At 33.9% G+C, this 21,209-nt stretch carries 26 protein-coding genes and 1 other RNA gene; 20 read left to right on the top strand and 7 right to left on the bottom strand.

The genetic code is table 11. From position 1 onward, the window contains the following. Positions 1–52: 52 nt before the first annotated feature. The 4 genes from N5D03_RS08175 to ffs all read right to left on the bottom strand — a co-directional run bounded on the left by N5D03_RS08175 (position 53) and on the right by ffs (position 4,488). A complete protein-coding gene (locus N5D03_RS08175; protein WP_280051342.1) occupies positions 53–619 on the bottom strand; it encodes an acetate uptake transporter in 567 nt (188 codons plus the stop codon). 214 nt (positions 620–833) lie between these two features. Continuing rightward, positions 834–2,678, bottom strand: a complete 1,845-nt coding sequence (gene yidC / locus N5D03_RS08170) for a membrane protein insertase YidC (protein ID WP_280051341.1) — start codon at positions 2,676–2,678, stop codon at positions 834–836. Further along, entirely contained in the window at positions 2,656–4,308 is a 1,653-nt protein-coding gene (locus N5D03_RS08165) for a CTP synthase (RefSeq protein WP_114998992.1), read from the bottom strand. The genes yidC and N5D03_RS08165 overlap by 23 nt, the downstream gene beginning before the upstream one ends. A gap of 81 nt (positions 4,309–4,389) precedes the next feature. Further along, an RNA gene (ffs, locus tag N5D03_RS08160) (signal recognition particle sRNA small type) lies at positions 4,390–4,488 on the bottom strand. A gap of 229 nt (positions 4,489–4,717) precedes the next feature. Here ffs and N5D03_RS08155 point away from each other — a divergent pair. Genes N5D03_RS08155 through N5D03_RS08140 form a run of 4 tightly spaced genes read left to right on the top strand, consistent with a single transcriptional unit; the run spans position 4,718 to position 8,700 of the window. Beyond that, positions 4,718–5,287 carry a DUF4199 family protein gene (locus N5D03_RS08155; protein ID WP_114998993.1) on the top strand — a complete coding sequence of 190 codons (570 nt, stop codon included), beginning with the start codon at positions 4,718–4,720 and terminating at the stop codon, positions 5,285–5,287. A 3-nt stretch (positions 5,288–5,290) separates the two neighbouring features. After that, positions 5,291–6,253, top strand: a complete 963-nt coding sequence (locus tag N5D03_RS08150) for a glycosyltransferase family 2 protein (RefSeq protein WP_114998995.1) — start codon at positions 5,291–5,293, stop codon at positions 6,251–6,253. A gap of 17 nt (positions 6,254–6,270) precedes the next feature. Further along, positions 6,271–6,975 carry a DUF2807 domain-containing protein gene (locus N5D03_RS08145; RefSeq protein WP_125349699.1) on the top strand — a complete coding sequence of 235 codons (705 nt, stop codon included), beginning with the start codon at positions 6,271–6,273 and terminating at the stop codon, positions 6,973–6,975. Positions 6,976–6,984: 9 nt separating this feature from the next. Further along, positions 6,985–8,700: a phospho-sugar mutase gene (locus N5D03_RS08140; protein WP_219034157.1), complete on the top strand. Its 1,716-nt coding sequence runs from the start codon at positions 6,985–6,987 to the stop codon at positions 8,698–8,700. Positions 8,701–8,782: 82 nt separating this feature from the next. Here the strand turns inward: N5D03_RS08140 and N5D03_RS08135 are convergent, their stop codons facing one another. The 3 genes from N5D03_RS08135 to N5D03_RS08125 all read right to left on the bottom strand — a co-directional run bounded on the left by N5D03_RS08135 (position 8,783) and on the right by N5D03_RS08125 (position 11,769). Continuing rightward, complete coding sequence (locus N5D03_RS08135) at positions 8,783–9,880, bottom strand: inorganic phosphate transporter (protein ID WP_114999000.1); 1,098 nt, start codon at positions 9,878–9,880, stop codon at positions 8,783–8,785. 115 nt (positions 9,881–9,995) lie between these two features. Beyond that, positions 9,996–11,102 carry an inorganic phosphate transporter gene (locus N5D03_RS08130; protein ID WP_280051340.1) on the bottom strand — a complete coding sequence of 369 codons (1,107 nt, stop codon included), beginning with the start codon at positions 11,100–11,102 and terminating at the stop codon, positions 9,996–9,998. A 22-nt stretch (positions 11,103–11,124) separates the two neighbouring features. Beyond that, on the bottom strand, positions 11,125–11,769 hold the full coding sequence (locus N5D03_RS08125) for a DUF47 family protein (protein WP_038335434.1): 645 nt from the start codon (positions 11,767–11,769) through the stop codon (positions 11,125–11,127). Positions 11,770–12,183: 414 nt separating this feature from the next. Between N5D03_RS08125 and rpsL the strand changes: the two genes are divergently transcribed. The 16 genes from rpsL (at position 12,184) to rplX (ending at position 21,208) form a co-directional block, all read left to right on the top strand. After that, entirely contained in the window at positions 12,184–12,567 is a 384-nt protein-coding gene (gene rpsL, locus N5D03_RS08120; protein WP_019974211.1) for a 30S ribosomal protein S12, read from the top strand. 12 nt (positions 12,568–12,579) lie between these two features. Then, a complete protein-coding gene (rpsG, locus tag N5D03_RS08115) occupies positions 12,580–13,056 on the top strand; it encodes a 30S ribosomal protein S7 (RefSeq protein WP_019974210.1) in 477 nt (158 codons plus the stop codon). 5 nt (positions 13,057–13,061) lie between these two features. Further along, positions 13,062–15,185, top strand: coding sequence for an elongation factor G (fusA, locus tag N5D03_RS08110; RefSeq protein WP_280051339.1), 2,124 nt, complete (start codon positions 13,062–13,064; stop codon positions 15,183–15,185). Positions 15,186–15,195: 10 nt separating this feature from the next. Next, the gene (gene rpsJ / locus N5D03_RS08105) at positions 15,196–15,501 is read left to right on the top strand and encodes a 30S ribosomal protein S10 (protein ID WP_019974208.1); all 306 of its coding nucleotides are present in this window, start codon (positions 15,196–15,198) and stop codon (positions 15,499–15,501) included. A gap of 248 nt (positions 15,502–15,749) precedes the next feature. Next, on the top strand, positions 15,750–16,379 hold the full coding sequence (gene rplC, locus N5D03_RS08100; RefSeq protein ID WP_038335606.1) for a 50S ribosomal protein L3: 630 nt from the start codon (positions 15,750–15,752) through the stop codon (positions 16,377–16,379). Next, positions 16,370–16,999, top strand: coding sequence for a 50S ribosomal protein L4 (gene rplD, locus N5D03_RS08095; protein ID WP_038335460.1), 630 nt, complete (start codon positions 16,370–16,372; stop codon positions 16,997–16,999). The genes rplC and rplD overlap by 10 nt, the downstream gene beginning before the upstream one ends. 10 nt (positions 17,000–17,009) lie before the next feature. Continuing rightward, the gene (gene rplW / locus N5D03_RS08090; protein WP_038335466.1) at positions 17,010–17,294 is read left to right on the top strand and encodes a 50S ribosomal protein L23; all 285 of its coding nucleotides are present in this window, start codon (positions 17,010–17,012) and stop codon (positions 17,292–17,294) included. 15 nt (positions 17,295–17,309) lie between these two features. Then, positions 17,310–18,134, top strand: a complete 825-nt coding sequence (gene rplB / locus N5D03_RS08085) for a 50S ribosomal protein L2 (RefSeq protein WP_038335472.1) — start codon at positions 17,310–17,312, stop codon at positions 18,132–18,134. 3 nt (positions 18,135–18,137) lie between these two features. Next, positions 18,138–18,416 (top strand): 30S ribosomal protein S19, encoded by a 279-nt coding sequence (gene rpsS, locus N5D03_RS08080; RefSeq protein ID WP_019974202.1) that lies wholly within the window; start codon positions 18,138–18,140, stop codon positions 18,414–18,416. A 9-nt stretch (positions 18,417–18,425) separates the two neighbouring features. Further along, positions 18,426–18,842: a 50S ribosomal protein L22 gene (rplV, locus tag N5D03_RS08075; protein WP_019974201.1), complete on the top strand. Its 417-nt coding sequence runs from the start codon at positions 18,426–18,428 to the stop codon at positions 18,840–18,842. A 4-nt stretch (positions 18,843–18,846) separates the two neighbouring features. Next, complete coding sequence (rpsC, locus tag N5D03_RS08070) at positions 18,847–19,569, top strand: 30S ribosomal protein S3 (protein WP_019974200.1); 723 nt, start codon at positions 18,847–18,849, stop codon at positions 19,567–19,569. A 36-nt stretch (positions 19,570–19,605) separates the two neighbouring features. Then, the gene (gene rplP, locus N5D03_RS08065) at positions 19,606–20,025 is read left to right on the top strand and encodes a 50S ribosomal protein L16 (RefSeq protein WP_280051338.1); all 420 of its coding nucleotides are present in this window, start codon (positions 19,606–19,608) and stop codon (positions 20,023–20,025) included. 22 nt (positions 20,026–20,047) lie between these two features. Next, positions 20,048–20,236: a 50S ribosomal protein L29 gene (gene rpmC, locus N5D03_RS08060; RefSeq protein WP_038335494.1), complete on the top strand. Its 189-nt coding sequence runs from the start codon at positions 20,048–20,050 to the stop codon at positions 20,234–20,236. A 16-nt stretch (positions 20,237–20,252) separates the two neighbouring features. Then, positions 20,253–20,507 (top strand): 30S ribosomal protein S17, encoded by a 255-nt coding sequence (gene rpsQ, locus N5D03_RS08055; RefSeq protein WP_019974197.1) that lies wholly within the window; start codon positions 20,253–20,255, stop codon positions 20,505–20,507. An 8-nt stretch (positions 20,508–20,515) separates the two neighbouring features. Further along, complete coding sequence (gene rplN, locus N5D03_RS08050; RefSeq protein WP_019974196.1) at positions 20,516–20,884, top strand: 50S ribosomal protein L14; 369 nt, start codon at positions 20,516–20,518, stop codon at positions 20,882–20,884. A 9-nt stretch (positions 20,885–20,893) separates the two neighbouring features. Further along, on the top strand, positions 20,894–21,208 hold the full coding sequence (rplX, locus tag N5D03_RS08045) for a 50S ribosomal protein L24 (RefSeq protein WP_038335509.1): 315 nt from the start codon (positions 20,894–20,896) through the stop codon (positions 21,206–21,208). Position 21,209 lies beyond the last annotated feature (1 nt).

Here is a 21,209-nt window from a genome sequence, read left to right as displayed (position 1 = left end):
TAAAAAAATCCTTTATCAGTCTCTGATAAAGGATTTTTTTTATTCATACTATTTATAGAGGAAGAATTGCTTTTTCGTATTTCTGATTAATCATAATTGCAGAAGCTTCGTAAAAAGCAATAAATCCACAGATGATTCCTGTCCAACCAGCAAAATGTAAAATGCTTTGACTACCTGTAAAGTTACCTGCTGCCAATAAAAAGAATAATAAGGTTAATGATCCGAATAATAATTTTCCGACCAAATTGCCTTTTAAGGTTTGGAAAAAGTTGATTAATGTAAATAATCCCCACATTCCTAAATAACATCCCATTGAATTTCCGTCCGGTTTTTCTACGCCAAACATCGGGGCTAACCATGTAAATACAAGTGTTAACCAAAAAGCGCCATAAGACATGAATGCAATACTACCAAAGTTGTTTCCTTTTTTCCATTCCATAACGCCAGCCACAAATTGTGCTCCACCTCCAAAGAAAACACCCATTCCCATAATCATACTATTAACAGGGAAAAAACCTGCATTGTGTATGTTTAATAAAACAGTTGTCATTGCAAAACCAAATAATCCTAAAGGTCCAGGATTTGCTGTTTGGTCTTTAATTGAGTAAATATTGTTCATGTTATTTATTATTTTGAGACAATAATAATCTGAAAATAATAAATAAAAAAGAATTTATTCATAAAAAGTGTATAACGTACACTATAAAAATATTTTTAAGTGAATAAAATGTTGGTATATAATAATTTGAGTGCTTAAATTTTTTATTGTCTTGAATAAATAAAAAATCCGTTAATTATCATTAACGGATTTTTGAATTTGAAATATAGTTTGATTATTTCTTTTTGTTCTTTTGTTGTTGCTCTTGCATTTCTTGAGCTTGTTTCATCATTTCTTGCATTTTCGAAGCAAACTTACCTGTTTTTTTAGGTTTTGTTTTATTTGTTTCGATGATTTGATGAATCTTTGCTTCGTGAATCATATATTTCTTAATATATAACACGATGAAAATATTAATCGCATTGGATACTAAATAATACCAAGATAGACCAGAAGCATAATTGTTAAGGAATACAAAGAAGAAAACTGGCATTACATACATCATGTATTTCATGAATTGCATGTTTGGCATTCCTTCTTGTTGTGGCATTTGGAAGTTATCCATAGATCCAGAAACTTTAAAATAAATCATCATTGCAACAATGTATAATAAAGCGAATACACTTAAGTGACCATTAAGGAATGGAACCCATTCTGGTAATTTGATTAAATCGTCGAAGGCTGTTAAATCATCTACGAACCAGAAAGGAACACCTCTCAAGTCGATTAAGTTCGGGAAGAAACGGAATAACGCATAGAAAATAGGAATTTGTAATAATGCTGGTAAACATCCTGCTAATGGATTGATTCCTGCATTACGATAAATTGCCATTGTTTCTTGTTGCTTCTTCATCGCATCTTTCGGATCCTTGTATTTTTCGTTGATTTCATTCAACTCTGGACGAACAACTTTCATCAATGCAGATTGACGGTATTGTTTGTACATAATTGGAGATAAAATCAATTTTACAACGATTGTCATCAAAAAGATTACCCATCCGTAAGTGATTCCTACTGAAGCTAACCATTTGAAAACATTCAAGAAGAAATATTTATTCAACCAACCAAATAATCCCCAACCAAAGTCAATTAAGTTTTGGAATCCTTTGTCGTTGTAATCTTTCAACATTTTATAATCCAATGGAATAAAATCCCATGTGAATTTAGAATTGATTTCACTATTTTTCAACTCTAATTTAGAGTTTAAGTGATAGTGTTTACTATAAGTTAAATCCTCTTTATCAGAGTTTTTAGAACCACCTTTTGTTGTTTTAAACCCTTCATCATTTGATAAAACTGTTGCGAAGAATTGTTGTTTGTTGGCTACCCAAGAAATAGCTTCCTCTTCTTCCCATTCGTCAGAACCAAATAATTCGTATTCGATGTCTTTGTTTCCTTTGAACTGAAAATAAGTATGCGACCAATATTTTTCTTGATCTTTCCCTTTCTCAGTACTGAAACCGTCCATTGTCCACGCTAAATCTACATTTTTCTCAGAAGTGATGTTAGATAAACCTTGCGTTTTAACTTCGAAATCGATACCATAAGAATCGCCTAATGTATAGATGTATTGAATTTGACTATTTTGAGCATTTGCTGTAAACGTTACAATTGTATTGTTCGCATTTTTCTGTACTTGAGGTACAAATACTAAATCCGAAACATTAAGAACAGCTCCTTGTTTTGTTTTGAATGATAAATTGAACTTACTTGATCCATCTTTTATCAAATGTAAAGGATCTTTGTGTCCATCTTTTTTGTCATTGTAAGCTGTATATCCAACGATTTGTACGTCAGAAATTTGAGCTCCTTTTGGCGAAAAAGTAACTTTTAATTTATCATTACTAACTTCAATATCTTTTGCTAATGTAGGATCTACAGTTTGAAAAGCTTGTGTTGTAGCTGTTTTATTTAATTGTTCCTGTTTTTTTGCTTGCTCTTGCTTTTGAACTAATTCTTTTTTCTGAGCTTCGACCTCCGCTTCCGAAGGTTTGTTTAGAAAATAGAATACGCCAAAAAGAATTGCAATTAAAATAAAACCAATCGTTTGGTTAAAATCAAATTTTTTCTCTTGTTGCATTTAATAAATCATTTTGTTTATTCAATAAAGAAGCTTCGATAAAACTTATAAATAAAGGATGTGGCGAAGCAACTGTACTTTTATATTCCGGATGGAATTGTACACCTATATAATATGGGTGTTGATTATGTTCTAAAATTTCTACTAATTCTGTTTCAGGGTTTTTACCAACTGGAATAAAATTGTTTTCAATAAATTCATCGTAAAAATCATTGTTGAATTCATATCTATGACGATGACGTTCTAAGATTTCGGTTGTGTTGTAAATTTTCTCAATTTTTGAATTAGGAGTTAATTCACATTTCCAATTTCCTAAACGCATTGTTCCTCCTTTGTCCGATACATCTTTTTGATCTTCCATCAAACTGATAACTGGATAAGGCGTTGTTAAATCCATTTCTGCTGAATCTGCTTTTTCGTAACCTAAAACGTTACGCGCAAATTCAATTGCCATAATTTGCATTCCCAAACAAATTCCTAATGTTGGAATATTATTTCTTCGTGCATAATTTGCAGCAATTATTTTACCTAAAATACCACGATCTCCAAAACCTGGTGCAATCAAAATTCCCGAAACGCCTTTCAACTGCTCTCCAACATTGTCTTCTGTAATATCGCCAGAATATACCCAACGAACTTTTACATTCGTTTCGCAAGTTGCAGCAGCATGCGTAAATGCTTCTGTAATTGATTTATAAGAATCGTGTAACGAAACGTATTTACCAACTAAAGCAATCTCGATTTCGTTTTTAGGATTTTTATGATTTGATAAGAATTTGTTCCAAACTGTAAAATCTGGTTCTTGATCAGTTGGCAAATCTAAGCCTTTTAAAACAACTTCGTCAAAATTTTGTTTATGTAATAAGAATGGAACCTCATAAATTGTGTCCGCATCCATACTTTCGATTACATTTTCTTTGCGAACATTACAGAATAAAGCCAATTTAGCTTTTACATCTTTTGGTAAATGACGCTCTGTACGTGTAACTAAAACATTGGCATGAATACCATTTTCCATTAATGTACGAACAGAATGTTGAGTAGGTTTTGTTTTTAATTCACCCGCAGCAGCTAAATAAGGGACTAATGTTAAGTGAATAACAGAAGAATTATGCTCTCCTAATTCCCAAGTTAACTGACGGATAGATTCGATATAAGGTAAAGACTCAATATCTCCAACCGTACCTCCAATTTCAGTAATGATGATATCATAATCACCTGTATTACCTAATAATTTGATACGACGTTTGATTTCGTTTGTGATATGAGGAACAACCTGAACTGTTTTTCCTAAATAATCTCCACGACGTTCTTTTTCTATAACTGTTTGATAAATACGACCTGTAGTAACTGAGTTAGCACGAGATGTTGCGCGGTTCAAGAAACGCTCATAATGTCCTAAATCTAAATCGGTCTCTGCACCGTCTTCCGTAACGTAACATTCTCCATGCTCGTAAGGATTAAGTGTTCCTGGGTCTACATTTATATAGGGATCCAATTTCTGAATTGTTACTCTATATCCTCTTGCTTCTAGTAGCATTCCTAATGATGATGCTACGATTCCTTTTCCTAACGACGATGTTACTCCTCCGGTAACGAAAATGTACTTTGGTGCTTTGTTTGTTTCCATTGAATCTTTAAATCAATGGTTGCAAATTTACGAATAAATAATGGGGTAAAAAAAAGTGGGAGTGAAATTTAGAAAAATAAAAATAGGCAAGCGATCTACATCACACCGCTACGACCGTATACCTTTGCTACGTTCCCGTCCTGGAGGATTCAACAGGAGCTGGTTGTGTAGGACTTGCCTGATGCAAAGGTAAGAAAGTTTTGTAAAAATAAAAGTGTTTATTGAAAAAACTTTCTTGTTGCTTAGGTCTGATTGAATTAATAGATTGATTTACAAATAAAAATTAGAACTAAAAAAGTAATTGATATTGTAAAAAATAATTGAAGAAAAGAATTTATGAAGATAAATTCCTTTTTAAATCATACAATTTAATAGAGAAAGAATTACGAGATATAATTATCTTTGCAGAATGATTAGTTTTAATAAAATTTTCAAAAACTCTTTGGTGCTTACAGCAATTACATTAGCATTGTTTTTCGCGCTTTACTTTTATTTTTCTTTAAACGGAACAGTTTCTGTAAAAGATTATTACACTTACAGCTTCATGATTTGCTGTTTTATTGTATTACCTTTGTATGCATTATATTGTTTTTTAATAATTTTCAATTTATCGAAAAATAAAGCAAAAAATCATCAAACTTCAGAAGAATTAATGACTTTCAAAGAAGGTTTCAAAGTTGGTTTCTACACGATTTTCTTTGCAGGAATCATGAGTTTGATTGTTATTTTTGTATTCTTCAATACTTATGGAGAATGGGCACAAGATAGTTTGAAACAAGGGTTATTAGATACTTTCACGTCTAATATGTCTGATCCAAAAGTCGCAAAAGATATCGAAACATTTAGAAATTCGGATGATTATAAAACACTTAATTTATTTACTGTGAAAAACTTCTTCGGATTATCCTCAATTTTCTTATCTTTCTACATCGCAATTGCAGCGATGTTTTCACAATTCTTAAAAAAACGTGTTTTTTAACATATGGATATTTCAGTTGTTGTTCCTTTACTGAACGAACAAGATTCCTTAGAGGAATTATTCTACAGAATCAAAAAAGTCTGTGAACAGAATGATTTTACATTCGAAGTTATTTTCGTTGATGACGGGAGTACAGATGATTCGTGGCAAATTATAGAGTATATTGCCAACTTCAATACAGAAGTGAAAGGAATTAAATTCCGTAAAAATTATGGTAAGTCTCCAGCACTTAGCGCGGCTTTTAAAGAAGTGAAAGGAGATGTTGTGATTACTATGGATGCAGATTTACAAGATTTTCCTGAGGAAATACCGTCGTTATACAAAATGCTGAAAAACCAAAAAGCAGATATTGTTTCGGGTTGGAAAGAAAATCGTCAAGATAATAAATTGACAAAAAATCTTCCTTCGAAATTATTCAATGGTGTAGCACGTAAAACCTCTGGTGTAAAATTGCACGATTTTAACTGTGGTTTGAAAGCTTATCGTTGGGAAGTAACGCAAAATATCGAATTGTATGGTGATATGCACCGTTATATTCCTGTTTTAGCGAAAAATGCGGGATATTCGAAAATTATTGAGAAAAAAGTAAAACATCAAGCGCGTAAATATGGTGTTTCAAAATTTGGAGCAAATCGTTTTGTAAATGGTTTCTTGGATTTGATTACACTTTTCTTTGCGTCAAGGTTTGGGAATAAACCAATGCATATTTTCGGTTTATTGGGTACATTGATGTTTATTTTAGGGTTTTTCGCTTCATTTTATTTAGGAATCGAGAAATTATATAAAGTTTATATTTCCCATACACCAGCCAGATTAATCACAGATAGTCCTTATTTTTATATTTCGTTAGTTTTTATGATTTTAGGAACGCAATTATTTTTGGCGGGATTTTTGGGCGAGTTAATTGTTCGCAATAATCGCGAAAAACAATTGTATTTAGTTCAAAAAGAATTGAATTTAAACTAATTAAATAACCAACTACTATGAAGAAAATATTTTTATTAGGATTTTTAGGTTTAGTTGCAACTTCGTGTTCATCATCAATTGATGGAGAAGGTGCTGCAACGGCTCAAAAAGAATATACAGCTGATAATATCAAAGATTTGAGCGTTTCGTGTAATTGTAATGTTATTTTAGTTCCAGGAAATAAATCTGGAGTTAAAGTAGAATCGCATCAAAATATTATTGATAATTTAGAAGTTGAAGCAAAAAATAATGCGGTTACAATCAAAGAAAAATCAAATGTAGACCATTATAGTGCCTATGATTTGTACGTTTATGTGACACGAGATTTAGAAAAGATTGATGCAAATAAACAAACTTCTTTGACTACTTCTGGAACATTGAATGTTGATGAATTGACTATCTCTGCGAAAGATCAAGCGAGAATTAATCAAACTTTTTTGATTACAAACAACTTTGATTTGAAAGCAGATGATCAATCTAATATTATGTTAGAAGGAACTGCTGGAACTATGAAAGTGAAAGCTTATGGCGAAGCACAATTGAATTTATTCAAATACGAGGTCAATGAAGCTAATTTCACAACAGATGATAACGCTTTATTAGACATCAATGCACGCCAAACCTTATATGGTTCTGCAAAAGGAAACTCAATTGTAAATTTTATGGGCGATCCTAATAAGGATACAAAAATTGCCGACCGCGCCCAAGTATTAAAAAAATAAAAGATAAGAATGACTTCAAGTTTAGATAATGCTAAATTATGGCTTTCTGACGCTTATGATGCGGAAACAAGAAAAGCTGTTCAAGATTTAATTGATAATAATCCAACCGAATTAGACGATTCTTTTTATAAAAACCTTGAGTTTGGAACAGGAGGAATGCGTGGTATAATGGGTGTTGGAACAAATCGTTTAAACAAATATACACTTGGTGCAGCAACGCAAGGTTTAGCAAATTATATTAATCAACAATTTCCGAATAAAGAGAAAAAAGTTGCGATTGCATACGATGTTCGTCACAATTCGGATACGTTTGCAAAAATGGTTGCCGATGTTTTGACTGCGAATGGAATCAACGTTTATTTGTTTGAATCTTTTCGCCCAACGCCAGAATTGTCTTTTACAGTTCGTCATTTAGGTTGTGATGCTGGAATTGTGTTGACAGCTTCCCACAATCCTCCGATTTACAATGGTTACAAAGTTTATTGGAATGATGGAGCGCAAATTGTTCCGCCACAAGATGGAGAAATTATTAATGAAGTAAATAATGTAAAAGTAGAAGAAATCAAATTTCAAGGTAACGATGCATTGTTAACGTATATAGGTAAAGAAATTGATGAAGCTTTTATTGATGCATGTGTAGCGAACGGAAGTTTTACACAAGATGGTAAGGAAGATATAAAAATTGTTTTTACTTCTATTCACGGAACTGCCGTTGCAATTACGCCAAAAGCTTTTGATAAAGCTGGTTTTACTCAAGTTCATCAAGTTGCTGAACAAGCAATTCCAAGTGGAGATTTCCCAACAGTAAAATCGCCAAATCCAGAAGAACCAGAGGCTTTGACTATGGCAGTTACTTTAGCGAATGAAATTGGTGCTGATGTTGTGATTGGAACAGATCCTGATGCGGATCGTGTAGGTGTTGCAACGCGTAACAATGAAGGTGAAATTGTTTTATTAAATGGTAACCAAATGAACACTGTTTTGGCTTATTATTTATTAGAAAAATGGCAAAAATCGGGGAAATTAGTTGGAAATGAATTTATCGGATCGACAATCGTAACGTCTGATATTTTCTATGATATTGCTGCGAAATTCAATGTTGATTGTAAAGTAGGATTAACAGGTTTCAAATGGATTGCTGATATGATTCGCAAATTCGAAGGCAAAGAAAGTTTTGTTGGAGGAGGAGAAGAATCATTCGGATTTATGGTTGGAGACTTTATCCGTGATAAAGATTCTGTTACAACAGCTTTATTGGTTTCTGAAATTGCTGCTGTACAAAAAGCAAAAGGAAGTTCTCTGTACAATAAATTAATGGAAATCTATCTTGAAATCGGAAAAGCATATCAAGAAGATTTAATTAGTATTGTAAAACCTGGAAAAGAAGGTGCAGAGTTAATTGCTAAAATGATGGTTGAATTTAGATCAAATCCTCCAAAAGAATTAGCAGGATCTAAAGTTGTTCGTGTAAAAGATTTTCAATCTTCTATCGACAAAGATTTAATTTCTGGTGAAGAAAAAGCGATTGAGATACCAAAGTCAAATGTATTGATTTTCTATACAGAGGATGGAAGTAAAGTAGCTTGTCGTCCTTCTGGAACAGAACCAAAGATTAAATATTATTTCTCTGTAAATGCTTCACTTTCTAACAAAGAAGATTATCCAGCTGTTCAACAAACGTTGTTAGCGAAAATCGATTTATTGAAAGAAGATTTTAGCAAATAATCATTCAAGAATAAATATTAAAATAAATAGAAAATGGCCGTCAATTTTGACAGCCATTTTTTATATGATTAAATTTTTAATGTTAGAAAAACATCGAAAATAGATAATAAAATCCTGTTGCAATAAGTGCAGAAACTGGAATTGTCAAAATCCAAGCCCATAATAAACTAATTGTAACACCCCAACGAACGGCAGAAACTCTTTTTACCATTCCAACACCAATAATGGATCCCGTGATTACGTGCGTTGTAGAAACTGGCATTTTGATATGTTCTGTAAAAAATAATGTAATAGCTGAAGCTGTTTGAGCAGTGAAACCTTCGATAGGAGTAATTTTTGTAATTTTATTTCCCATCGTTTTTAAGATTTTCATTCCGCCACCTAAAGTTCCTAAAGCAATTGCCGAGAAACACATAATCGGAACCCAATCGTGAATATCAGTACTACTTGTTGTGATGAACCAATGTTTCCAATTGAAAACATCATTCAAAATCCAATCATTCATATCCGTATTAACAATCGCAGTTTGATTGGCAAGTAAAGCAAACGTGATCACTCCCATTACTTTTTGAGAATCATTCAAACCATGACCAATACTCAACATTGCAGAAGAAACCAATTGCAATTTCTTGAACCAAGCATCTGCTTTATGTGGTTTTGCATTTCGACAAAGATTCAGCGTGATGATGTAAATAACATTACCAGCGACCAAACCAATAATTGGCGCGACCAAAATGAAAGCAATAATCGTTAAGATAATTGTACTGTTAATCGCAGAAAAATCATAACCTGTTGCAGCTAATGCACCTCCAGCTAATCCTCCAATCAATGTGTGAGATGAAGAGGAAGGGATTCCTAATTTCCAAGTTAAAATATTCCAAGTGATTGCTGCAGAAAGCGCCGCCATAACAACTACAGATGGATTAGAGCCAAATGCGACAACAACATCTTCTTTGATAATTTTAGCGATTGTGTCTGCAACTCCGAATTCTCCAATGATAAATTTAGCAATGAAAAAAGCAACAAAATTGAAGAATGCAGCCCAAATAACAGCCTGAATTGGAGTCAAAACCTTTGTAGTAACAACGGTTGCAATAGAGTTTGCGGCATCGTGAAAACCATTTAAGAAATCAAATAAAATGGCTAAACCGATAATGATAAATAATACAGTTAATTGCATGGCGCAAATTTAAAACTTTCTTAAACTTATCATTTATCAATTTCGAAAATTATTTCAAAAATAAAAAAGGAGCTTATAAAAGCTCCTAAATATGAATGATATTGATTGTTTTTTTTTAAACAAATAATGTTACGATGTAGTAAATCAATGCAGCTAATAATGCTGAGACTGGAATGGTAAGAACCCAAGCCCAAAGTAAACTAATTGTTACTCCCCAACGAACTGCAGATACACGTTTCGTTAAACCTACACCAATAATAGAACCTGTAATTGTATGCGTTGTAGAAACTGGAATTCCGAAATGCTCAGAAATATAAAGCGTCATTGCTCCTGAAGTTTCAGCAACTACACCTTCTAATGGTGTTACTTTTGTAATTTTAGAACCCATTGTTTTGATGATTTTCCATCCACCACCCATTGTACCTAATGCGATAACAACAAACGATGTAATAGGAACCCACATCCAATGCGCTACGAAATATTGGAATTTATCTTCCGCTTGTACATAAGCTGGGTCAAAATCGACATTCATGTGATAGAAGATAACCGCAGCTCCAATAATACCCATTACCTTTTGCGCATCATTCATACCGTGTCCTAAAGAGAAAAGGGCAGAAGAAACTAATTGTAATTTTTTGAACCACCATTCTGCTTTTGCAGGTTTGGCTCTTTTACAAATATGCAGCGTGATGATGGTTAATATCGAGGCGATAATCATACCAATTAATGGCGCTAATACGATAAAGCAAACAATTGGAATTACTTTTTTGTAAACAATTACATCTTCTCCACCGGCAGAAAAACCACCAGCGTGAGCTAATGCTGCTCCAATAAAACCACCAATTAATGTATGAGAAGAAGAAGAGGGAATACCAAACTTCCATGTTAATAAGTTCCAAGAAATGGCAGCGATAATTCCAGCTAATATTACTTCTAGTGTAATAAAATGCTCGTTAACCGATTTTGCAATCGTATTACCAATCTTAAATTCTCCAATCCAATAGACCGAAATAAAGTAAGCTGCAAAGTTGAATGCTGCTGCCCAAAGTACAGCCTGAAAAGGTGTTAAAACCTTAGTAGCGACAATGGTAGCGATAGAATTTGCCGCATCGTGAAAACCATTTATATAATCAAAAACAAAAGCTAAGACGATAATAGTAATCAATAGGATTCCTGGCGTTGACGTAAGCATGCTCGAAAACGCTGAAAAAAATTCTGTCATAATCTTTTAGATTAAGTTCTGGTTATGAGTGTTTTACCGCTACTGCTTCCAATACATTTGCAACACTTTTACACTTATCTGTTGCAGATTCTAATGAAGATAAAACTTCCTTGTATTTGATGATGTTTTTAACATCAGTTTCGTTTTCGAAAATTTCCTGAACTGCTTTATCAAAAATACGATCCGATTTATTTTCTAATTTATTGATTCGTTCACATATTTCGTAAATACGATTTACGTTTCTCAAATCTTTCAATTGCTCAATTCCCTCTCCGATTAATTGACAAGCCTCTAAGTTAACAGCTGTAATTTTGCGGATAGATTTTGTAATTTTATCTACTTGATAAATATTGATACGATTCGCTGCTCCATTTAAATTATCTGCAACATAATCGATAGATTTTACTAATTGATAAATATCTTCTCTGTCAAAAGGTGTGATAAAGTTTTTGCTTAACTCTAAATTTGTTTTTTGAGTAAGATATTCAATTTTGCTTTCTATCTTAGAAATTTGCGCGATGTAATCTTCGCGTTCTTCAACTGGAGCGTTTACACATTCATGTAACAATTCAGCTAATTTGATTAAACTTTTTGAAGCTTCCTCGAACAAAGGATAGAATACTTTATCCTTCGGAGTAAATAATTTAAAAAATGAGTTTACCGACATTCAATAATGTTTTGAAGTGCAAAATTAATTTTTCTAATGTAAAATTAACATTAAATAAATATTATACGAACGTTTTTATTAAAATATATTGATAATTATATGATATTCAGATTAATTAAAAATACGAAAAGTTATTAGCTTAGAGAAAAATAATATAGGATAAAGTTTTAATAAATTTTGTTGTCAATAGATGTAGATAAGATACTATCACTTATCAAAAATTAGGTTTATTGATAATTTACTTGTTTTGTTATTCTTGAATTAAAATTCTGTAAAATATAGTTTATAATTCTTTAAAAAATTATAAATCAATGTAAAATAAATCCATTATTATTTGTTTTTGTATAAATTATTTGTAGTTTTGCATGCCCAAAAAATGGGTTTAATCCAAATTTAAAAGGAAATTTAATTAGTATGCCAACAATTCAACAATTAGTTAGAAAAGGTAGAAAAAAACTAACCAAGAAGAGTAAATCGGCTGCATTGGAATCATGTCCACAACGCCGCGGTGTTTGTACACGTGTTTACACTACAACTCCTAAAAAACCTAACTCAGCAATGCGTAAAGTTGCTCGTGTTAGATTAACAAACGGGAAAGAAGTTAACGCGTACATCGGTGGTGAAGGTCATAATCTTCAAGAGCACTCGATAGTATTGGTTAGAGGAGGTAGAGTTAAAGATTTACCAGGTGTTCGTTACCACATTGTACGTGGAGCGTTAGATACTGCGGGAGTAAACGGACGTACTCAACGTAGAAGTAAGTATGGAGCGAAACGTCCAAAAGATGCTAAAAAATAAATTTAAGGAAAGATGAGAAAGACAAGAGCTAAAAAAAGACCTTTACTTCCAGATCCTAAATTTAATGATCAGTTAGTAACACGTTTCGTTAACAACTTAATGTATGATGGAAAAAAATCTGTTGCATTTAAAATTTTTTATGATGCATTAGAAATCGTAGATTCTCGTAAAGAAGATGCGGAAAAAACATCATTAGATATTTGGAAAGAAGCATTATCAAACGTAATGCCTCACGTAGAAGTTCGTTCTCGCCGTGTAGGTGGAGCAACATTCCAAATTCCAATGGAAATCCGTCCAGACCGTAAGATTTCAACTGCTATGAAGTGGTTAATTAAATACTCTCGTAATAGAAATGAGAAATCTATGGCTCAAAAATTAGCAGGTGAAATCATTGCTGCTGCTAAAGAAGAAGGATCTGCCGTTAAAAAACGTCAAGATACTCACAAAATGGCTGAAGCAAACAAAGCATTTTCACACTTTAGATTCTAATAGAAATGGCAAGAGATTTAAAATATACAAGAAATATTGGTATCGCAGCGCATATCGACGCTGGGAAAACTACCACTACAGAACGTATCTTATTCTATACAGGAAAGTCTCACAAAATTGGAGAGGTTCACGATGGAGCTTCTACAATGGACTGGATGGAGCAAGAAGCTGAGCGTGGTATTACCATTACTTCTGCGGCAACAACTTGTACTTGGACTTTTCCAACAGAACAAGGTAAGCCATTAGCAGATGCAAAAGGGTACCACTTCAATATTATTGATACTCCTGGTCACGTTGACTTTACTGTAGAGGTAAACCGTTCATTACGTGTATTAGATGGATTAGTATTCTTATTTTCAGCAGTTGATGGTGTTGAGCCTCAATCAGAAACTAACTGGCGTTTAGCTGACAACTACAAAGTTCCACGTATGGGATTTGTTAACAAAATGGATCGTCAAGGATCTAATTTCTTAAATGTATGTCGTCAGGTAAGAGAAATGTTAGGATCTAATGCTGTTCCTATTGTATTACCTATCGGTGAAGAAGCTGATTTCAAAGGTATCGTTGATTTAATCAAAAACCGTGCGATTGTATGGCATGATGAAAACAATGGTTCTACTTTTGATGTTGTAGAAATTCCTGCAGATTTAGTTGACGAAGTTAAACAATACAGAGCTCAATTAATCGAGGAAATCGCTGCTTATGACGAAAACTTATTAGAGAAATTCATGGAAGATGAAAACTCTATTACAGAAGACGAAATTCATGCAGCTTTACGTGCAGCAACATTAGACATGTCTATTATCCCAATGACTTGTGGATCTTCTTTCAAAAATAAAGGAGTTCAGTTCATGCTAGATGCTGTTTGTCGTTATTTACCTGCTCCAACAGATAAAGATGCTATTCACGGTACAGATCCAAAAACAGAAGAGCCTATAACAAGAAAACCTTCTGCAGATGAGCCATTTTCTGCATTAGCGTTTAAAATTGCTACTGATCCTTATGTGGGTCGTTTAGCATTCTTCCGTGCTTATTCTGGTCATTTAGATGCTGGATCTTACGTATTAAATACTCGTTCTGGTAATAAAGAACGTATCTCTCGTATCTTCCAAATGCATGCTGCAAAACAAGAGCCAATCGAATTTATCGAAGCTGGAGATATTGGAGCTGCTGTAGGTTTCAAAGATATCAAAACAGGAGATACTTTATGTGATGAAAAAGCACCTATCGTTTTAGAATCTATGGATTTCCCAGATCCAGTAATTGGTATCGCGGTTGAGCCTAAAACTAAAGCTGATGTTGATAAAATGGGTATGGCTTTAGCTAAATTAGCTGAAGAAGATCCAACATTTACAGTTAGAACTGATGAAGCTTCAGGGCAAACAGTTATTTCTGGAATGGGTGAGTTACACTTAGATATCATTGTTGATCGTTTAAAGCGTGAATTCAAAGTAGAAGTTAACCAAGGAGAGCCTCAAGTAGAGTACAAAGAGTCATTCTCAAGACCAGCTGAACACCGTGAAGTTTACAAAAAACAATCTGGTGGACGTGGTAAATTTGCTGATATCGTTTTCGAAATGGGACCAGCAGATGAAGGAAAAGTAGGTTTAGAATTCGTTTCAGAAATTAAAGGTGGAAACGTTCCTAAAGAATTTATCCCTTCTATTGAGAAAGGTTTCAAAGCTGCAATGAAGAATGGACCTTTAGCAGGATTCGAAATGGATTCGTTAAAAGTTACTTTAAAAGATGGATCTTTCCACCCTGTGGATTCTGACCAATTATCTTTCGAGTTAGCTGCTCAAATGGGTTACAAAGCTGCTGCAAAAGCTGCTGGTGCTCAAATCTTAGAGCCTATCATGAAGTTAGAGGTTTTAACTCCAGAAGAAAACATGGGTGATATTGTAGGTGACTTAAACCGTCGTCGTGGTCAAGTATCAGGAATGGATGATAGAAATAACGCTAAAGTTATTAAAGCTATGGTTCCATTAGCAGAAATGTTCGGATATGTAACTTCATTACGTACATTATCTTCTGGTCGTGCTACATCTACAATGGAATTCGATCACTACGCTCCAGCACCAACAAACGTGTCTGAAGCTGTAATCGCTAAAGCAAAAGGTAACGCTTAATTCAAGAAAAATGAGTCAAAAAATTAGAATAAAATTAAAATCTTACGATTATTCTTTAGTTGATAAATCAGCTGAAAAAATCGTAAAAACTGTAAAAGCTACAGGAGCTGTTGTTAATGGACCAATTCCATTACCAACTCACAAAAGAATCTTTACAGTTTTAAGATCTCCACACGTTAACAAAAAATCTCGCGAGCAATTTCAATTATCAGCTCACAAAAGATTATTAGACATTTATTCTTCTTCATCTAAAACAGTTGATGCTTTAATGAAGTTAGAATTACCTAGTGGTGTTGAAGTAGAAATTAAAGTATAGTTAGCTGTATTTTAAATAAATATAAACCCTGAGACGTGCACATCTCAGGGTTTTTTTATGAGTTGCTATTAAGAATGCTTTGATTGACATTTTTCGCTGTTTGTAAACTTTTGAAAAATAATCAATTGAAAGTTTGTTGTTTACAAATTAATTCATACATTTGCATGCTAATTTTAGAGAAGATCTCTAGTGGTCGAAAGTCCACATTCTCTGAAATATTAAACAAATTATTAACATATTTTAATCAAATGTCAGGTATCATTGGTAAAAAAATCGCGATGACTAGCTTATTTGATGAGAACGGGAAAAATATTCCTGTGACAATCGTAGAGGCTGGGCCATGTGTGGTTACTCAAGTCAGAACCGTAGAGAAAGATGGGTACGTTGCTGCTCAACTTGGTTTCGATGACGCAAAAGAAAAAAACACGACTAATGCTTTAAAAGGTCACTTTAAAAAAGCAGGAACGACTCCAAAGAGAAAGTTAGTTGAGTTTTACGGTGAAGAATTCGTGAACTCTTTAACTCTAGGAGGAGAAGTTAACGTTGAATTATTCAACGAAGGAGAATTTGTAAGTATTACAGGTACTTCAAAAGGAAAAGGTTTCCAAGGTGTTGTTAAACGTCATGGTTTCGGTGGGGTAGGTCAAGCTACACACGGTCAACATAACCGTTTAAGAGCTCCAGGTTCTATCGGTGCTGGTTCAGATCCATCTCGTGTATTCAAAGGAATGCGTATGGCTGGAAGAATGGGTGGTAAACAAGTTACTGTTCAGAACTTAAAAGTACTTAAAGTGGATACTGAGAAAAATCTTTTAATTGTTAAAGGTGCTATCCCAGGTCCTAAAAATTCATACGTAATCGTTAGAAGATGGAAGTAGTAGTATTAAACATCAAAGGTCAAGAAACTGGAAGAACAGTATCTTTAGACGAGGCAGTTTTCGGAATTGAGCCTTCTACACACACAGTGTACTTAGAAGTTAAACAATATTTAGCAGCTCAACGCCAAGGAACGCACAAAGCAAAAGAAAGAGCTGAGATTGCGGGATCAACTCGTAAAATCAAAAAGCAAAAAGGAACAGGTACAGCTCGTGCTGGTTCTATCAAATCTCCAGTGTTTAGAGGAGGAGGTAGAGTTTTCGGACCACGTCCAAGAAACTACTCTTTCAAATTAAACAAAGCACAAAAGAGATTAGCTAAAAAATCAGTTTTATCACAAAAGTTAGCTGAGAATGAAATCAAAGTTGTTGAAAACTTTTCTTTCGAAGCTCCAAGAACTAAAGAGTTCAAAACTGTTTTAACTGATTTAGGATTAGAGAACACAAAATCATTATTCGTATTAGGTGAATCTAATAGCAATGTATATTTATCTTCTCGTAACTTACAAAAAGTTAAAGTTGTTACAACTGAGGAATTAAATGTATTTGATTTAATCAATGCTTCTCAAATCGTATTTTTAGAAGGTTCTTTAGCAACAGTTCAAGAAAATTTAACAAAATAAGACGAAGAAAATGGGAATCATAATTAAACCAGTAATTTCAGAAAAAGCAACTAATAACAGTGAGTTGTTAGGGCAATATTCGTTTTATGTAGACACAAAAGCTAACAAAATTCAAATTAAAGAAGCTGTAGAAAAAACTTACGGTGTATCTGTAGTTTCTGTTAGTACTTTAGTATCTGCTCCAAAAGTAAAAACTCGTTACACAAAAACAGGTTTTCAAACTGGAAAAACAAATAAGTTGAAAAAAGCGATCGTTAGCTTAGCTGAAGGTCAAGAAATAGAGTTGTTCGGATAATTTAAGAATTAAAAAATGTCAGTAAGAAAATTAAAACCTATCACCCCGGGACAACGTTTTAGAGTGGTTAATGAATTTGCGGCAGTAGATAAAAATGCTAAGCCAGAAAAGACATTAGTTGAAGGAAAATCTAAATCGGGTGGACGTAACAACACTGGTAAAATGACAATGCGTTATATCGGTGGTGGACACAAACAAAAATATCGTATCATCGACTTCAAACGTGATAAAGAAGGTGCTGCAACTGTAGAATCTGTACAATACGATCCAAACAGAACTGCATTCATCGCTTTATTATCTTACGAAGATGGTGAAAAACGTTACATTATTGCTCAAAATGGTTTGAAAGCTGGACAAGTAATTGTTTCAGGTGAAAACGTAGAACCAGAAGTAGGTAATGCTATGAAGCTTAAAAATATGCCATTAGGTACAGTAATCTCTTGTATTGAATTACGTCCAGGGCAAGGAGCAGTTATGGCAAGAAGTGCAGGTACTTATGCTCAATTAGTTGCGCGTGATGGTAAATATGCTATCGTTAAGTTACCAAGTGGTGAATCAAGAATGATTTTAGTGGAGTGTAAAGCAACAGTAGGTGTTGTTTCTAACACAGACCATCAGTTAGAAGTTTCTGGTAAAGCTGGTCGTTCTAGATGGCAAGGTCGTCGTCCAAGAACTCGTCCAATGGTTATGAACCCTGTAGATCACCCAATGGGTGGTGGTGAAGGTCGTGCGACAGGAGGTATCCCTCGTTCTCGTAACGGTATTCCAGCGAAAGGTTACAAAACTCGTGACAAGAAGAAAGCGTCTAACAAATATATTGTTGAAAGAAGAAAAAAATAATTTATGGCACGTTCATTAAAAAAAGGACCATTCATCCACTATAAATTAGAAAAGAAAGTTCTTGCTAACGTAGAAAGCGGTAGCAAAAACGTGATCAAAACATGGTCAAGAGCATCAATGATTTCTCCTGATTTTGTTGGTCAAACAATCGCAGTACACAACGGAAAGCAATTTATTCCTGTTTATGTTACTGAGAATATGGTAGGTCATAAATTAGGTGAGTTCGCTCCTACACGTACTTTTAGAGGTCATGCCGGAGCTAAAAACAAAGGAAAAAAATAGTAAAGGGCCATGGGATCTAGAAAAAGATTAAGTAACGAAAGAATCAAAGAAGCTAACAAGCAGGTAGCTTTTGCGAAATTAAATAATGTTCCTACTTCTCCTCGTAAGATGAGATTAGTAGTAGATATTATCCGTGGAGTTGAAATTCAAAAAGCTTTAGGTATTTTAAAATATACTAAAAACCACGCTTCAATCCGTTTAGAGAAATTGTTATTAAGCGCTATCGCTAACTGGCAAATCAAAAATGAAGGAGCTGATGTTGAAGAAGCTGGATTATATGTTAAAGAAATCTCTGTTGATAGTGCACGTCAATTAAAAAGAATTCGTACTGCACCTCAAGGTAGAGCACATAGAATCAGAAAACGTTCAAACCATGTAACTTTGGTTTTAGGAACTAAAGAAGATAAACAAAAAGTACAAGATTAAGAATATGGGACAAAAAACTAATCCAATCGGAAATCGTTTAGGAATCATCAGAGGATGGGATTCTAACTGGTACGGTGGAAATGATTACGGTGATAAAATTGCAGAAGATGCAAAAATTCGTACTTATTTAAGAGCACGTTTGTCTAAAGCCGGAGTTTCTCGTATTTACATCGATCGTACTTTAAAATTAGTTACAGTAACTGTAACTACTGCTCGTCCAGGTATCATTATTGGTAAAGGTGGACAAGAAGTTGACAAATTAAAAGAAGAGTTAAAGAAAATCACTGGTAAAGAGGTTCAAATTAACATCTTCGAAATTAAGAGACCAGAATTAGATGCAATCTTAGTAGGGGATAGTATCGCTCGTCAAATTGAGAATCGTATTTCTTACCGTCGTGCTATTAAAATGGCAATTCAATCAGCAATGAGAATGAACGCAGAAGGAATCAAAGTTCAAATCTCTGGTCGTTTAAACGGTGCAGAGATGGCACGTTCTGAAACTTATAAAGATGGACGTATTCCTTTGTCTACATTCCGTGCAGACATTGATTACCACATTTCAGAAGCTCATACAACTTATGGTCGTTTAGGGATCAAAGTATGGATCATGAAAGGTGAGGTATATGGTAAGAGAGAATTATCTCCTTTAGTTGGATTACAGAAAAAACAAAAAAAATCTGACAACAACAGAAAGGGAGGTGAAAGATCTAATAATAGAAAGCGATAATTTAGTTTAACAACTAACATAAAGAATTAAGTAGATATGTTATCACCGAGAAGAGTAAAGTTTAGAAAAACCCAAAAAGGTAAGATGAAAGGTGTTTCTCACAGAGGAACTCAATTAGCTTACGGGACTTTCGGGATCAAATCTTTAGACGAAGCGTTTATTACAGCACGTCAAATCGAGGCAGCTCGTATTGCTGCAACTCGTTTCATGAAGAGAGAGGGTCAATTATGGATTAAAATATTTCCAGATAAACCAATTACTAAGAAACCAGCAGAGGTACGTATGGGTAAAGGTAAAGGTGCACCAGAATATTGGGTAGCTCCTGTACAACCAGGTCGTGTCTTATTCGAAGTAGGAGGTGTGCCAGTAGAGGTTGCAACTGAAGCATTGCGTTTAGCAGCTCAGAAGTTACCTGTTAAGACTAAGTTTATCGTTGCACGTGATTTCCAAAATTAATAATTTCAAAAATTAAGAAAAAATGAAAGCAGCAGATATTAGAAATCTAAGTGTTGAGGAGTTACAAGCTAAAATAGCTGAAGAACAAGCGAACTACGATCAATTAAAATTGACAAACGCTGTTTCTCCTGTAGCAAATCCAATCGGTATTAGAGACTTACGCAGAACAATTGCTCGTTTGAATACCGTGTTAAACGAAAAACAATCATAACAGTAATCTGTAACTGATGGAAAGAAAATTAAGAAAAGAAAGAGTAGGTTTAGTTACATCAAACAAAATGGAAAAAACCATTGTTGTAGCTGAAACTAAGAAGCAAAAGCACCCATTCTATGGGAAATTCGTTTTAAAAACGAAGAAATATACAGCGCACGACGAAAATAACGAGTGTAACGAAGGTGACACAGTGCGTATCATGGAGACTCGTCCTTTGTCTAAAAACAAAAGATGGAGATTAGTAGAAATCATTGAAAGAGCTAAATAAGATAAGTTATGTTACAACAAGAATCTAGATTAAAAGTTGCAGATAACACAGGAGCTCGTGAAGCATTAGTAATCCGCGTTTTAGGTGGTACTAAAAGAAGATACGCATCAGTAGGTGACAAAATCGTAGTTGCGATCAAAGAAGCTACACCTTCAGGAAACGTTAAAAAAGGTGCTGTATCAAAAGCTGTTGTAGTTAGAACTAAAAAAGAAGTTCGTAGAAAAGACGGTTCATATATCCGTTTCGACGATAATGCATGTGTATTATTGAACACTCAAGGAGAAATGCGTGGTACTCGTGTATTCGGTCCAGTTGCTCGTGAGTTACGTGATAAAGAATATATGAAAATTGTATCATTAGCCCCAGAGGTATTATAATAGAACAACATGGCAAAGTTAAAAATTAAAAAAGGAGACAAAGTAGTCGTATTATCAGGATCTAACAAAGGTCAAACTGGTACTGTGTTACGCGTATTCCCTGACAAAGCTAAAGCTATCGTTGAAGGGGTTAATATTGCAAAAAAACGTGTAAAGCCAAGCGCACAAAATCCACAAGGTGGAGTTGTTGAAAAAGAAGCTCAAATCTATTTATGTAAATTGGCTTTAGTAGATCCAGAAACTGGGAAAGCAACGAAAGTAGCGATCAAAGAAGAAGGAGGGAAAAAAGTAAGAATTGCTAAAAAATCAGGAAAAGCTATCTAAG

Source organism: Empedobacter sp. GD03861, assembly GCF_029840885.1.
Classification (GTDB): domain Bacteria; phylum Bacteroidota; class Bacteroidia; order Flavobacteriales; family Weeksellaceae; genus Empedobacter; species Empedobacter falsenii_B.
This window is presented reverse-complemented; position numbering and strand designations above follow the sequence as displayed.

Bases quoted from the DNA above. Each gene is read 5' to 3' on its own strand.
- N5D03_RS08175 (WP_280051342.1), bottom strand. From the start codon at position 619: ATGAACAATATTTACTCAATTAAAGACCAAACAGCAAATCCTGGACCT.
- yidC (WP_280051341.1), bottom strand. From the start codon at position 2,678: ATGCAACAAGAGAAAAAATTTGATTTTAACCAAACGATTGGTTTTATT.
- N5D03_RS08165 (WP_114998992.1), bottom strand. From the start codon at position 4,308: ATGGAAACAAACAAAGCACCAAAGTACATTTTCGTTACCGGAGGAGTA.
- N5D03_RS08155 (WP_114998993.1), top strand. From the start codon at position 4,718: ATGATTAGTTTTAATAAAATTTTCAAAAACTCTTTGGTGCTTACAGCA.
- N5D03_RS08150 (WP_114998995.1), top strand. From the start codon at position 5,291: ATGGATATTTCAGTTGTTGTTCCTTTACTGAACGAACAAGATTCCTTA.
- N5D03_RS08145 (WP_125349699.1), top strand. From the start codon at position 6,271: ATGAAGAAAATATTTTTATTAGGATTTTTAGGTTTAGTTGCAACTTCG.
- N5D03_RS08140 (WP_219034157.1), top strand. From the start codon at position 6,985: ATGACTTCAAGTTTAGATAATGCTAAATTATGGCTTTCTGACGCTTAT.
- N5D03_RS08135 (WP_114999000.1), bottom strand. From the start codon at position 9,880: ATGCAATTAACTGTATTATTTATCATTATCGGTTTAGCCATTTTATTT.
- N5D03_RS08130 (WP_280051340.1), bottom strand. From the start codon at position 11,102: ATGACAGAATTTTTTTCAGCGTTTTCGAGCATGCTTACGTCAACGCCA.
- N5D03_RS08125 (WP_038335434.1), bottom strand. From the start codon at position 11,769: ATGTCGGTAAACTCATTTTTTAAATTATTTACTCCGAAGGATAAAGTA.
- rpsL (WP_019974211.1), top strand. From the start codon at position 12,184: ATGCCAACAATTCAACAATTAGTTAGAAAAGGTAGAAAAAAACTAACC.
- rpsG (WP_019974210.1), top strand. From the start codon at position 12,580: ATGAGAAAGACAAGAGCTAAAAAAAGACCTTTACTTCCAGATCCTAAA.
- fusA (WP_280051339.1), top strand. From the start codon at position 13,062: ATGGCAAGAGATTTAAAATATACAAGAAATATTGGTATCGCAGCGCAT.
- rpsJ (WP_019974208.1), top strand. From the start codon at position 15,196: ATGAGTCAAAAAATTAGAATAAAATTAAAATCTTACGATTATTCTTTA.
- rplC (WP_038335606.1), top strand. From the start codon at position 15,750: ATGTCAGGTATCATTGGTAAAAAAATCGCGATGACTAGCTTATTTGAT.
- rplD (WP_038335460.1), top strand. From the start codon at position 16,370: ATGGAAGTAGTAGTATTAAACATCAAAGGTCAAGAAACTGGAAGAACA.
- rplW (WP_038335466.1), top strand. From the start codon at position 17,010: ATGGGAATCATAATTAAACCAGTAATTTCAGAAAAAGCAACTAATAAC.
- rplB (WP_038335472.1), top strand. From the start codon at position 17,310: ATGTCAGTAAGAAAATTAAAACCTATCACCCCGGGACAACGTTTTAGA.
- rpsS (WP_019974202.1), top strand. From the start codon at position 18,138: ATGGCACGTTCATTAAAAAAAGGACCATTCATCCACTATAAATTAGAA.
- rplV (WP_019974201.1), top strand. From the start codon at position 18,426: ATGGGATCTAGAAAAAGATTAAGTAACGAAAGAATCAAAGAAGCTAAC.
- rpsC (WP_019974200.1), top strand. From the start codon at position 18,847: ATGGGACAAAAAACTAATCCAATCGGAAATCGTTTAGGAATCATCAGA.
- rplP (WP_280051338.1), top strand. From the start codon at position 19,606: ATGTTATCACCGAGAAGAGTAAAGTTTAGAAAAACCCAAAAAGGTAAG.
- rpmC (WP_038335494.1), top strand. From the start codon at position 20,048: ATGAAAGCAGCAGATATTAGAAATCTAAGTGTTGAGGAGTTACAAGCT.
- rpsQ (WP_019974197.1), top strand. From the start codon at position 20,253: ATGGAAAGAAAATTAAGAAAAGAAAGAGTAGGTTTAGTTACATCAAAC.
- rplN (WP_019974196.1), top strand. From the start codon at position 20,516: ATGTTACAACAAGAATCTAGATTAAAAGTTGCAGATAACACAGGAGCT.
- rplX (WP_038335509.1), top strand. From the start codon at position 20,894: ATGGCAAAGTTAAAAATTAAAAAAGGAGACAAAGTAGTCGTATTATCA.